This window comes from Pseudoalteromonas sp. TAE56 (assembly GCF_000497955.1).
In the GTDB taxonomy this organism is placed as follows: domain Bacteria; phylum Pseudomonadota; class Gammaproteobacteria; order Enterobacterales; family Alteromonadaceae; genus Pseudoalteromonas.
Map to the genome: position 1 here is coordinate 18,372 of NZ_AUTN01000155.1, position 12,656 is coordinate 31,027.

Below are 12,656 nucleotides of genomic sequence, written 5' to 3' on the forward strand. Positions count from 1 at the left end.
AGAACATGATTAAAAAAATATTTTTATTATTGATTGCAGCGGCCGCCGTCGGCCTGTTCTTTCATTTTGACTTACACCAACTACTTACGCTTGATGGCTTAAAAGGGTCGATGGATCAGTTTAACCAATACAAAGAGCAGTCACCGCTATTAGTTATTGGTGGATTCTTTTTATTGTATGTAGTTGTAACAGCTCTCTCGTTACCAGGCGCAGCTATTTTAACACTTGCAGCAGGTGCATTGTTTGGTTTAGTTGAAGGCTTATTGGTTGCATCTTTTGCATCAACTATTGGCGCAACACTTGCCTTTTTAGTATCGCGTTACTTACTACGCGACACTATTAAACAACGCTTTCCTGAGCGCTTAGCTGCAATTGATGCAGGCGTTGAAAAAGAAGGTGGATTTTACTTATTTACTCTTCGTTTAGTGCCGGTGTTTCCGTTCTTTTTAATAAACCTATTAATGGGTGTTACTTCAATAAAGTCATGGACTTATTACTGGGTAAGCCAAGCAGGTATGCTCGCCGGTACATTTGTATTTGTTAATGCAGGTACGCAACTGGCGCAAATAGAGAGCTTATCTGGAATTTTATCATTCAACTTAATCTTATCATTCGCTTTATTGGGCATTTTCCCATTCATTGCTAAAGGAATCTTAAACGTGTTTAAAAAACGTCGCGTATACAAAAACTACACTAAGCCTAAAAAATTCGACCGTAACATGATTGTTATTGGTGCAGGCGCAGGTGGTTTGGTAACAAGTTATATTGCTGCTGCTGTTAAAGCAAAAGTAACCCTTATTGAAGCGGGCGAAATGGGCGGCGACTGTTTAAACTACGGTTGTGTTCCAAGTAAAGCCGTTATTAAAAGTGCTAAAATTGCAGAGCAAATTCGCCACGGTGAAAACTACGGTCTAGAAAACGCAACACCGCAGTTTTCGTTCAAAAAAGTAATGGCACGTGTACACAAAGTAATTGCAGATGTAGCACCACACGACAGTGTTGAGCGCTACACCGACTTAGGCGTAGATGTTGTAAAAGGTTACGGTAAATTAATAGACCCGTGGACTGTAGAAATTAAACTTAACGACGGTGGCACGCAAACACTCACCGCTCGTACTATTGTGATTGCAACTGGCGCACGCCCATTTGTACCGCCACTACCTGGCATTGAAGAAACAGGCTATGTAACAAGCGATACATTGTGGAATAAATTTGCAGAGCTGGATGAGGCACCTAAAAAATTGGTAGTACTAGGTGGCGGTCCAATTGGTAGCGAATTAGCACAAAGCTTTGCACGTTTAGGTTCAAGTGTTACGCAAATTGAAATGAGCGAACGCATCATGATCAAAGAAGACCTTGAAGTGTCTACTTTTGCTCACGAAGCGTTAACCGAAAGTGGCGTTAATATTTTAACATCGCACCAAGCACTTCGCTGTGAAACTCGCGATGGTAAAAAATATATTGTTGTTAAGCATGACGACAAAGAAATAGATATTGAATATGACGAGCTATTATGTGCCGTTGGTAGAAGTGCGCGCCTTAAAGGTTATGGCCTTGAAGAGCTGGGCATAGAAACAAACCGTACTGTTGTAACTAACGAATACTTGGAAACGCTATACCCAAATATTTTTGCAGCAGGCGATATTGTAGGTCCATACCAGTTTACACATGTGGCAGCCCATCAAGGTTGGTACGCAGCGGTAAACGGTTTATTTGGTCACCTTAAAAAGTTTAAAGTAGATTACCGCGTTATTCCGTGGACTACATTTATTGACCCTGAAGTAGCACGTGTTGGCTTAAACGAGCAAGACGCAAAAGATAAAGGCATAGATTACGAAATTACTCGCTTTGAATTTGAAGAGCTAGACCGTGCAATTACCGACAGCGCTACAAAAGGCTTTATTAAAGTGATTACACCCAAAGGCAAAGACAAAATACTCGGTGTTACTGTGGTATCTGAACACGCTGGCGATTTGATTGCTGAGTTTGTACTGGCAATGAAACACGGCTTAGGCCTTAATAAAATACTCGGTACTATACACAGCTATCCTACTTGGGCTGAAGGTAATAAGTACGCAGCAGGCGAGTGGAAACGCGCTCATGCACCTGAAAAAGTGCTTAACTTGCTCGAAAAATACCATACTTGGCGTCGAGGTTAATTATGTTTAAAACACCTCTAAAAGCATTACTACTTGGTTCGGCTTTAGTTGTAACATCGTTTACAACGTCATTTTCGGCCCAAGCCCAAAACATGCACGATAGCTGGAATGCATTGTTAAATAAGCATGTTGTTGCTATTAACCATAATCACAGTACTGAGGTTGATTACGCTGCCATAAAACGTGAGCATGCACAGCTAAAAACNTTTAGATTCGTTAACGGCTGTAACGCAAAGCGAATTTGACGCATGGGAAAAGCCTAAGCAACTCGCTTTTTTAATCAATGCTTATAATGCGTGGACTGTTGAACTTATATTGACAAAGTACCCAGATCTTAAATCAATTAAAGACTTAGGGAGCTTTTTTAGCTCACCATGGAGTAAAGAGTTTGTGCCATTACTTGGCAAAACTCGCAGCCTTGATGATATTGAGCATGGTTTAATACGTGGTAGCGGTAAATACAACGACCCACGCATTCACTTTGCGGTAAATTGCGCGAGTATTGGTTGTCCAGCGCTTCGAGAGGAAGCGTATACAGCCACTGATTTAGAAAGCCAATTGCAAGAGCAAACGGTGCGCTTTTTATCAGATATGACACGTAATATGGCTCAAGAAAATACGCTAAGCGTGTCTTCAATATTTAAGTGGTACGGCGATGACTTTGAAAAAGGCTTTAGAGGTGCAAACACGCTACAGCAGTTTTTCTTGCAGTATCCTGATGCCCTTAAACTGATACCCGCTCAGCAAAAAGCACTTAAGAATGATGACATGAAAGTTAAATTTTTAGACTACAACTGGGATTTAAATGTTCGCCATTAAGTTTTGGCAAACACTGACGCGATACAGCTTTTGCTGTGTCGCGTTTTGCGTTTTTGCAATCGTAAATTTAGCTGTTTTTTCGAGCACTGCGTTTGCTAATCCCGCTATTAACTCAAATAGTAAAAGTAATTTAGTAATTAACACACAACAGGGATCTCGCTGGCAACAAGTTCAAACACTTGGTCGCAATCAAGATGTATACTTTTATGCATGGGGCGGCGACGCGCAAATAAATGCCTATATTCAATGGGCAGCGCAGCAAGTTAAAACTAAGTACAACATTAACCTAGTGCATGTAAAATTAAGCGATACCAGCGAAGCAGTAAGCCGTGTACTTGCCGAAAAATCAGCAAACAATAACAACCAAGGCAGCGTAGATTTAATGTGGATCAACGGGGCTAACTTTGCCACCATGAGTGAGCACTCTCTGCTTTTAAAACAATGGGCTAATAAACTCCCCTATTTTGCATTAACCGATCCAGCTAATAACCCTGCAGTAACCTTTGACTTTGGTTTACCTACCAATGGTATGGAGGCTCCATGGGGGCAAGCGTCACTTACATTTTATTACGACAGCATTGCAATAAATGGTAAGGCAAACAATAAATTGCCGACGACATTAAACGAATTATTAAACTGGAGCGCGCAAAACCCTGGTCGCTTTAGCTACCCAAAGCCGCCTGACTTTTTAGGTATGAGCTTTTTAAAATACGCCTTAGTTGTACTGCACCAGCAAAGCAGCGAAAACATTAAAGCGCAGCTAAACCAACCAGCTACAACTAAAAATACAGCGCAAGTGTTAAACCCACTGTGGGACTTTTTAGATAAATTACACCCAACTCTTTGGTGTGGTGGCACTCATTTTATGCAAAGTGGTGCTCAAATGCGCCGCTTAGTAGACGATACAGAGTTGAGTTTAGCCTTTACTTTTTCTGCACCAGAAGTACCGGCTGCTGTAAAACGCTATGATTTACCAAACAGCATTCGCAGCTATGCAATGAGTGATGGCAGTTTAAGTAATACCCATTTCGTGGCAATCCCTTACAATGCAAGCCACCAGCAAAGTGCGCAATTAGTGGCTAATTTTTTAATGAGCCCTGAGGCGCAAGCTGAAAAACAAAAAGCGCATATATGGGGCGATAAAAGCGTACTTATTCAATCAACGTTAACACCTGATCAGCAAGCCTTATTTAAAACAGCTAAACCGCATCCAAGTGCACTGCCTTTAAACAGTATTAAACGCACATTGAGCGAACCTCATCCAAGCTGGGTAAACGCCATTATGCAAGGTTGGCAAACCCGTTATGGAGTAAGCCAATGAGCGTTATTTCAAAAAGTGTACCAGTAAATACCAAAGCAACAACGCAGTGCAGCACCGATATGTTTACGCGCATTGTAAAATTTAGCCCGCGATTTTTACTCGCTTTACTTATATTACCCGTACTTGGTGGCTTAATTAGCGTATTGCTGCCTGCCTTTGGTTATGCGCCCGTACTTGAGCAAACAACGTTTAGCTTGCAAGGTTTTAATGCCCTTTGGCAAACACCTGGCCTTACCCAAATGGTTACCTTAAGCGTCGCAACAGGCTTAATAAGTACTTTGCTTGCATTTATCATTACCTTAATGATTTTAGCTGCGTTTTTTAACAGCCCGTGGCTTAACCGAATTCAGCGTTTATTGAGCCCTATATTAGTTATACCTCATGCCGCCGCCGCTATTGCGGTGGGGTTTTTAATTGCCCCTTCAGGTATGATTTCACGCTTAGCGTCGCCTTGGTTAAGCGGCTGGGAACTTGCGCCAAACGGCATGTTTCCGCATGATTCATTCGGTATTAGTATTATTTTAGGCTTAACACTCAAAGAGCTTCCCTTTTTATTATTAATGGCACTGGGCGTACTTGCTCAACCTGAGCTTGGCAAAAAATTACGCCAACAACATAAGGTTGCGCTTAACTTGGGTTATTGCCCAATGACCGCCTTTTTTAAAGTAATATTGCCAAGTCTTTATCCGCTGCTGCGTTTACCCCTTTTAGCCGTGCTTGCCTATGCAAGTGCCAGTGTAGAAATGCCACTCATTTTAGGCCCAAATACACCACCCACGTTGGCCGTTGCAATAATGCATTGGTTTAACGATGTTGATTTAAACCTGCGTATTAAAGCCTCAGCAGGTGCTTTATTACAACTGGCTGTTACAGGCGGGTTGTTAGCCCTTTGGCTTGCCGGAGAAAAAGCCATAAAAGTATTATTTAGCGACTCGCTCACTAATGGGGTGCGTGAATACGGCGGATTTTATTGGCAAAAAATAACGGTCGTACTCACCGCATTAGTAATTAGCTTTATACTATTGTCGCTTATTGGTTTAGTTATGTGGTCGGTTGCAGGTTTTTGGCGCTTTCCAGATGCAATGCCTGAACAATTTACACTACTGCATTTTAAAAGTGCGCTAATGCAAATGGGCAGCCCGCTTTTTAATACGCTAGCAATCGGTTTAGTAACCACGCTATTTGCCATTATTCTTACTTTATTGTGTTTAGAATCAGAGCAGTTGAGTGATAAACCTATTTCTCGTTTTACCAGTTTAATTATTTACTTACCGTTATTAGTGCCCAGTATTGCCTTTTTATTTGGGCTAGTATGGATACAACAATTGGTAAATAACCAAGCCGCATTTTTTAATGTAGTACTTACGCATTTATTATTTGTGCTGCCTTATGTGTTTTTGTCACTTGCGAGCAGCTATAGACGTTTAGACCCTCGTTTCGCTCATGTTGCAGCAAGCTTAGGCGCAGCGCCATGTAAGGTGTTTTTTAAAGTAAAACTACCACAGTTGTTTGCCCCTATTTTAATTGCAGCCGCACTGGGCTTAGCTATTAGTTTTGGACAATACCTCCCCACGCTTTTAGCTGGCGGCGGGNCGTATAGCCACAATAACAACCGAAGCTGTTACGCTTGCCAATGGCGCAAGCAGACGCACCAGTGCCGTGTACGCTATTATGCAAATGGTGTTACCGCTTATTGGATTTATACTGGCATGGGGTTTACCTAAATATTTTTTCAAAAGTGCACGTGTTTAAACGTGCACATATGTAAAGCACCCATGTTTAACACTATCAGGGTTAAGGTTTTTTAATGCAGTCATCGTTACAGATTAAAAATTGTCAGCTTTATCGCCAAAATGAACTGTTACTTAGCTTAAACGAGCAAGTTAATGGCGGTGAAATTCTGACTATTATGGGCCCATCAGGCAGTGGTAAATCAAGCTTATTAAATTGGCTTACGGGTACTTTACCAAGTAGCTTTAAGGCCAATGGAGAGGTGTGGCTTAATGGTCAAAATATCGATAACACCCCTCCACACTTGCGCCATATTGGAGTGCTTTATCAAGACGCTTTATTGTTTTCGCATTTAACTGTTGCTGGTAACATTGCCTTTGCAATGCCCAAAGGCAATAAAAAACAACGCCTTGAAAAAATAGAACACGCACTTGAGCAAGTTGGTTTAAAAGGAATGGCCAATCGCCATCCCGATAGCTTGTCGGGCGGTCAACAAGCGCGCGTTGCGCTATTACGACTATTATTAAGTGAGCCAAAAGCTATTTTACTCGATGAGCCTTTTAGTAAGCTCGACACGCAACTGCGCGTTGATACTCGTGAATTGGTGTTTAGCCAAATACGCCAACATAAACTGCCTGCCATTATGGTAACGCACGATCATAGCGATCACGACGCTGCAAACGGTAAACTTTTCACCTTAAATACTGTACTTTAAGCGCACAAGGCTCCCTATGTTAGATAAATTTATCACCCCTGTAATAAAGCCACTGTTAAAGCCTGTGGTAATGCTGATACATAAGCGCGGCATAACACCCGATCAGCTAACGGTATTTGGCTTTTTAATTGGCTTGCTCGCAGTGCCATTACTTGCTTTTGAAATGTGGTACGGCGCATTAGCTGCTATTGTTTTAAATCGCATTTTAGATGGGCTTGACGGCGCACTAGCACGCCATGCTAATTTAAGCTCAAGCGCCGGCGGCTTTTTAGATATTACACTCGACTTTTTATTTTACGCGGCCATTCCGCTTGGCTTTATTTTGGCAAACCCCGAACAAAACGCCATTGCAGGCGCTATATTACTCGCTGCATTTATTGGCACGGGTTCAAGCTTTTTAGCCTTTGCCATAGCCGCTGAAAAGTTTAAACTCGAAAAACCACAATTTAAATACAAAAGCTTTTACTACTTAAATGGCTTAACCGAAGGCACAGAAACAATAGCGCTATTTATAGCCTTTTGTATTTGGCCGCAGCACTTTGCCCTCCTCGCCGGCACATTTGCTGTAGCCTGCGCCATTACCATATTTACCCGTATACATGGCGGCTACCACACACTTAAACAGCAAGAAGCCAATGAGGTTATAAATAATAATGACTAACGAAGTTTGGTGGCGACTCGGTTGCTTTTTTAGCATTTTAGGCATAATGATGCTGCTTGAATGGCGACAACCCGCAAGGCAATCGCCCATTAAAAGCAGCACTCGCTGGTTTGCAAATTTTGGCTTAGTGTTTGCCTCATCTGTGATTGCGCGCTTAGCCGTACCTATTGGTTTAACCGCAGTAGCACTTTATAATCAAGAGCACAGCATTGGCTTATTTAACCAACTAGCCATACCTAGCATAGTAACCATAGTGCTAAGCCTTGTACTGCTCGATATACTCATTTATTGGCAGCACAGATTGTTTCATAAAGTGCCACTATTATGGCGTTTGCACCGCGTACACCACGCCGATGCGCACGTAGATACCAGTACAGGCCTGCGCTTTCACCCCATCGAAATTGTGCTCAGCATAGTTATAAAACTCATTGCAGTTACTGCACTTGGCGTACCCGCCATTGCCGTACTTATATTTGAAATCGCGTTAAATGGACTCGCCTTGTTTAACCATGCAAACATACGCCTACCAAACGCCATTGAAAAGCCACTACGCCTTATATTAATGACGCAAATACTGCACCGCATTCACCATAGTAAAGTAGTGAGTGAAACAAACTCAAACTATGGGTTTAGCGTAATTTGGTGGGACAAACTTTTTGGCAGCTATAAAAGTGAGGCCAAAAAAGTCGACGCAGAAATAGATATAGGTTTGGTTGAATACCCAAGTGCTAAGCAAAACGCCTCGCTGTGGGGGTTACTCATCATGCCGTTTAAAAACAAGTAAAAACAACTATATTGCACTTTACACAATGCCAATCTACTTAAAAGCCCTTTGATGTAGATTGGTATAAATAAAATACTCTATGAATACGCCAGGTGAAAACTTTAAGGATGTCTGTATAATTTCTAAATTTTAAAGCAAAAATTTGTCGAATGGGCAGGATTATCTGTGCGTTATTCATTTTGGGCAAAAGCATATTATCGGCAGCAAGAAGCCAAAGGAAAACCCCATAATACCATCATCAGATCATTAGCATTTAAGTGGATAAGAATACTATTTAGGTGCTGGAAAACACATACGCCCTACGATGAATCAACTTACTTAATCGCATTGAAAAGTAAGGGATCACCGCTGTTAAAATTTGCGGTGGAAAGTGAGCTTTAGTGCTTGCTGTCCACCTCAGGGCGTGTTGTTATATTTTTACTTTTACTGGATTTTGAGTTCGTATTTGTTGAATTAAATCTGCCAGTTTTACATATGTATCTGGTTCCGGAGTACAGGACACTGCCATATTCTCCGCTATTTCAGGCTTAGATAAAGTATATATCGACAACCCTTGAGCCTTTAAGAATTTTACAATCTGAGCATAAAACGGCTTAGTTTTGTCGAATACATTAATAAAGCTTTGTTTGGAAATCTGAGGGTTAGCTTTTAAAAAGTTCGTTTCAAAACATGCATCAATAAAGTCACAAGACTTAAAAGACTCTTCAAAGGAACCGCCTTGTAACCCATTTGATAAAGTAACTGTCGGTGTACAAGGAACTTTGAACAAATGAACGTTACTTGGCAAAGTGTTTTTTGCTGGAACTTTAGATGGGTCGTCATCGTCAAAAGTAAAAATCATTGGGCGATCGTGGCTCAATGTTTGGTTCATTATTCTGATTACATGCTTTAAATTACCTATACCATTGTAATTAGCGATAACGACACCGTAGTCAGAAAAGTTAATCCCTAAACCTTCTTCCAACAAAATCCTAAAAGCGCCTTCTTCACTTTCTCCTTCAACAAATAAATATATGCACTGTTCCAGTGCTGACTCTCTACTTGCTGCATCCCATCGCATCTCTTCACAAAGTTGGTCTTGAATTACACCATATTGAATTCTTTCGAAATCTGACATACTTCACCTAAAAATATAACGCCTCATTCAGAGGCAATAAAATGGCTGAATTTTACTAGTCGTCCACCTCAGGGCGTGTTGTTAGTTACCACTCCAGTCCATTGATAATATAACCGAAATAACCTTGTTCACCGATGACATTTATATTTTTATTTCTAACTTTCATCAATGATGATTTATCATAGTACCATCTAACAGAGTGTTTATTATTGCTATCTAAGTCTAAAAAAGTGAGGCGAGTACACTCATATTCATAATCACTACCACAACTCTCAACCTTACTTAAATGGTACTCTTTTGACCAATATTCATTCACAGAATAATAAGCCCATAATTTGATTGGAGCACCGATAGCAGCCCAAATCCAACCATATACTAAAACAGGTAAAAAAATCATACCTAACGTTGAGCGAAATTTACCTTGGTCTTCAAATTGATGTTTCATTTGTTGTTGATAGTGACTACAGCTTTTATATTTCCTATACGAGAAGGCAAAGAATATAATACTTAATATGCCTGCCAATACTGGGATTAGCTTATATACCAAGAAGTCATATATTGAATTTGAAATAAAAGGAGGATCAACATTTTCGTCCCAAATTAAGAATATGATGGGCAAAAAGAATATTCCTAATGTGAATACAAGTGCTAAATGAGTTCGATTCATGATGGTAACTAACGCCCAAATAACAGGCAAAAAATTGTTGGCTAAAATGGCGACGAAGGAGCAAAAAGCCAACTGTTTTTTGTCCTAGTTTATTTGCTTGTTAGATGCCGTATTATGCTAAGATATCAACCTTTCCATTTAGCTGTTTACCGTCAAGATCTTTAAATTTATTTAAAACACCTGATAAAAAGTCAGTATTCTCACCAATGCTTTTTTTAAAATCTATAGATTTTTCAACTTGCCCAATTAAGTCTACTTTGATTTTACCTATTTTTTCGGGATCATTATTATATTGTTCAAGAACATTTAATGGTATAAATGGCACCACATCAAGTAAAGCACTTTCCCCTGATTTAATTAATGTATTAATTTCATCAATTGATATGTTTCTCATATCAATCTTTGTAGGTTGTGAATTATTTTGGTTTATGTTTTTTTCTACAGCAATAGATTCAGTCGGCATTTTATTGCCGCTAGATGCTGTCGTAATGGAATAGTTTTGCCCTACATTTGAAATATTCATATTAAACTCCTCGTGCATTAATAGATATTTGATATTAAAGCAAAAGATGTACCATGTTAGATATTATACTAATGACTATTTTAGGCATATAACGCCTTGCTCACCTGCGTAGCAAGTTGGCATGTATTTTTGCTCCGCAAAAATCGTGACAGCTTGCGGAGTCCGTTTGCAGCAACTTGTTATGCCTTTTTTCGACTAAATATAAAGTACATGATAGCACCCGTTTTCTTGCTGTAATGGGCTGATAAATATTTATCACCTAAGTCCCACCTATCATGACTTGGGTTAGGAAAACTAACCTCAACCTCACCTTTACCAATTTTCCATGTTCTTTCTGGAGTAGATTTATTTATAAGTGCTTGCCGAGAATCTGAGAAAATAAACCCTAATGGTATTTTCCCGGAATATTGCTCATGATCATCCATGCCTTGAGAATATAGAAATATACTTTGGCAATTTCTCAGGTGTTTTGTTTTACCACCTTGAGTTCCATCATCTGGCTCGAACAATAGATCTACACCTTCTTCTTTTGATTCAACGTATTGAGTACCACAATCAGGTCTGTCAATTTTAAATGATGGATATTTTTTTAAAAAATCATTCACTTCATTGGAATCAATATTCTTTCCAAAAAGTTCTATTAGTTCAGACGTATCCATTTTGGTCTATCTTCTCCTTATGGGCATAACAGCTTATTGAACACCACTTTGGGGGTTTATAACACCCCAAAACGGCGTATATTACATAGCTTAATAGTTCCATCAAACAACTCTAATGTAAACAAGTAATTACGTGTGTTATAAAACTGCCTTTGTTAAAATGCCCCAAAACGACTTTTAATAATGTTATCCGACAAAGCCGCAACTATTGCCAATTTATACAGTTATTAGTTATAAATTTAGCTTGTATGAAATACCCTTTATTAACACTGAAAAAAGAACACATATAATAAAAGTGTGCAAAAACACGATTGATGCTTACCTTCAATGGGTATGGGTTACAACTTTTATGTAATTTCATGGTACGCACTATCCTAGTGCTAAGAGCGATAACGCGGTTGAGTCGTTTTAAATTAATTAAATCAATGTACAAAAAAGCGCTGCAAATATGCAGCGCTGTCATTACTTAACGGTTGTTTATTTTAACTTTGTACTTAAAATTAAAAGAAGCCGAGCGGATCTTCGCTGTAGCTTACTAATAGGTTTTTAGTTTGTTGGTAGTGACCCAGTGCGAGTTTGTGGTTTTCGCGACCAATACCTGATTTTTTATAGCCGCCAAACGCGGCATGAGCCGGATACATGTGGTAGCAGTTAGTCCATACACGGCCTGCCTCAATTTTACGCCCCATACGATACGCTTGGTTCATGTTGCGGCTCCATACACCGGCGCCTAAACCAAATTCAGAGCTATTGGCAAGTGCCAACGCTTCGGCTTCGTCTTTAAAGGTCGACATTGAAATAACCGGGCCAAAAATCTCTTCTTGGAATACCCGCATGTCGTTGGTGCCTTTTAATAGCGTAGGCTGAATGTAATATCCGCCGTTAAGATCATCGCTTAACTGCTCTACGTTACCACCAGTAAGTACTTCGGCACCTTCTTTTTTACCAATTTCGATGTAGCTTAATATTTTATCGAATTGCGCTTTAGACGCCTGCGCACCTACCATGGTTTCGGTATCTAGCGGGTTACCGCGTTTAATTTGTGCTGTACGCTGTAAAATGCGTTCAATAAATTGCTCGTAAATATCTTCTTGAATAAATAGTCGCGATGGGCAAGTACATACTTCACCTTGGTTAAAGTAGGCCAATATTGCGCCCTCTATTGCTTTAGATAAAAACGCGTCGTCTTTGTCCATTACATCGCTAAAGAAAATATTGGGTGACTTACCACCTAGCTCTACCGTTGACGGAATAATATTTTCGGCGGCGCATTTTAAAATATGTGAACCCACTGGGGTAGACCCCGTAAAGGCGATTTTAGCAATGCGGGTGTTGGTAGCCAAAGCTTCACCTGCTTCTTTTCCAAAGCCATTAACTACGTTGAGTACGCCCGCTGGCAATAAGTCGCCAATCACTTCCATCAGCACTAAAATAGAGGCAGGGGTTTGCTCTGCTGGTTTTAGTATTACACAGTTACCCGCAGCTAAGGCTGGGGCTAGC

General features: G+C 40.2%; 10 protein-coding genes and 3 pseudogenes. 8 read left to right on the forward strand and 5 right to left on the reverse strand.

What is annotated here, in order from left to right; genetic code table 11:
- Nucleotides 1-5: 5 nt before the first annotated feature.
- From L656_RS0119790 to L656_RS1000000123540, 8 genes and pseudogenes are all read left to right on the forward strand, one after another.
- A complete protein-coding gene (locus L656_RS0119790) occupies nt 6-2,159 on the forward strand; it encodes an FAD-dependent oxidoreductase (protein ID WP_024600496.1) in 2,154 nt (717 codons plus the stop codon).
- 2 nt (nt 2,160-2,161) lie between these two features.
- Nucleotides 2,162-2,978: pseudogene (locus L656_RS01000000122455) on the forward strand (DUF547 domain-containing protein).
- Nucleotides 2,965-4,299 carry an ABC transporter substrate-binding protein gene (locus L656_RS0119800; protein WP_024600497.1) on the forward strand — a complete coding sequence of 445 codons (1,335 nt, stop codon included), beginning with the start codon at nt 2,965-2,967 and terminating at the stop codon, nt 4,297-4,299. Before L656_RS01000000122455 ends, L656_RS0119800 begins: the two are co-directional and overlap by 14 nt.
- A pseudogene (locus tag L656_RS01000000122460) lies at nt 4,296-6,051 on the forward strand (ABC transporter permease). Before L656_RS0119800 ends, L656_RS01000000122460 begins: the two are co-directional and overlap by 4 nt.
- A 55-nt stretch (nt 6,052-6,106) precedes the next feature.
- Nucleotides 6,107-6,745 (forward strand): ATP-binding cassette domain-containing protein, encoded by a 639-nt coding sequence (locus tag L656_RS0119810; RefSeq protein WP_024600498.1) that lies wholly within the window; start codon nt 6,107-6,109, stop codon nt 6,743-6,745.
- Nucleotides 6,746-6,761: 16 nt separating this feature from the next.
- A complete protein-coding gene (locus L656_RS0119815; protein ID WP_024600499.1) occupies nt 6,762-7,406 on the forward strand; it encodes a CDP-alcohol phosphatidyltransferase family protein in 645 nt (214 codons plus the stop codon).
- Entirely contained in the window at nt 7,399-8,190 is a 792-nt protein-coding gene (locus L656_RS0119820) for a sterol desaturase family protein (RefSeq protein ID WP_024600500.1), read from the forward strand. The genes L656_RS0119815 and L656_RS0119820 overlap by 8 nt, the downstream gene beginning before the upstream one ends.
- A gap of 129 nt (nt 8,191-8,319) precedes the next feature.
- A pseudogene (locus tag L656_RS1000000123540) lies at nt 8,320-8,571 on the forward strand (IS110 family transposase); the annotation flags it as partial.
- 28 nt (nt 8,572-8,599) lie between these two features.
- Here the strand turns inward: L656_RS1000000123540 and L656_RS0119825 are convergent.
- The 5 genes from L656_RS0119825 to L656_RS0119845 form a co-directional block, all read right to left on the reverse strand.
- Nucleotides 8,600-9,307: a TOPRIM nucleotidyl transferase/hydrolase domain-containing protein gene (locus L656_RS0119825; RefSeq protein WP_024600501.1), complete on the reverse strand. Its 708-nt coding sequence runs from the start codon at nt 9,305-9,307 to the stop codon at nt 8,600-8,602.
- 85 nt (nt 9,308-9,392) lie between these two features.
- Nucleotides 9,393-9,974 carry a hypothetical protein gene (locus L656_RS0119830; protein ID WP_011329854.1) on the reverse strand — a complete coding sequence of 194 codons (582 nt, stop codon included), beginning with the start codon at nt 9,972-9,974 and terminating at the stop codon, nt 9,393-9,395.
- Nucleotides 9,975-10,086: 112 nt separating this feature from the next.
- Complete coding sequence (locus L656_RS0119835; protein ID WP_002961863.1) at nt 10,087-10,497, reverse strand: hypothetical protein; 411 nt, start codon at nt 10,495-10,497, stop codon at nt 10,087-10,089.
- 179 nt (nt 10,498-10,676) lie between these two features.
- Nucleotides 10,677-11,156: a hypothetical protein gene (locus tag L656_RS0119840; protein WP_024600502.1), complete on the reverse strand. Its 480-nt coding sequence runs from the start codon at nt 11,154-11,156 to the stop codon at nt 10,677-10,679.
- 500 nt (nt 11,157-11,656) lie between these two features.
- On the reverse strand, nt 11,657-12,656 hold a 1,000-nt coding region (locus L656_RS0119845; RefSeq protein WP_024600503.1), incomplete at its 5' end, for an aldehyde dehydrogenase family protein.

What these genes read in the sequence shown, in the direction of transcription:
- L656_RS0119815 (WP_024600499.1), top strand. Translation starts at nt 6,762, where the DNA reads ATGTTAGATAAATTTATCACCCCTGTAATAAAGCCACTGTTAAAGCCT.
- L656_RS0119840 (WP_024600502.1), bottom strand. Translation starts at nt 11,156, where the DNA reads ATGGATACGTCTGAACTAATAGAACTTTTTGGAAAGAATATTGATTCC.
- L656_RS0119825 (WP_024600501.1), bottom strand. Translation starts at nt 9,307, where the DNA reads ATGTCAGATTTCGAAAGAATTCAATATGGTGTAATTCAAGACCAACTT.
- L656_RS0119830 (WP_011329854.1), bottom strand. Translation starts at nt 9,974, where the DNA reads ATGAATCGAACTCATTTAGCACTTGTATTCACATTAGGAATATTCTTT.
- L656_RS0119835 (WP_002961863.1), bottom strand. Translation starts at nt 10,497, where the DNA reads ATGAATATTTCAAATGTAGGGCAAAACTATTCCATTACGACAGCATCT.
- L656_RS0119820 (WP_024600500.1), top strand. Translation starts at nt 7,399, where the DNA reads ATGACTAACGAAGTTTGGTGGCGACTCGGTTGCTTTTTTAGCATTTTA.
- L656_RS0119810 (WP_024600498.1), top strand. Translation starts at nt 6,107, where the DNA reads ATGCAGTCATCGTTACAGATTAAAAATTGTCAGCTTTATCGCCAAAAT.
- L656_RS0119790 (WP_024600496.1), top strand. Translation starts at nt 6, where the DNA reads ATGATTAAAAAAATATTTTTATTATTGATTGCAGCGGCCGCCGTCGGC.
- L656_RS0119800 (WP_024600497.1), top strand. Translation starts at nt 2,965, where the DNA reads ATGTTCGCCATTAAGTTTTGGCAAACACTGACGCGATACAGCTTTTGC.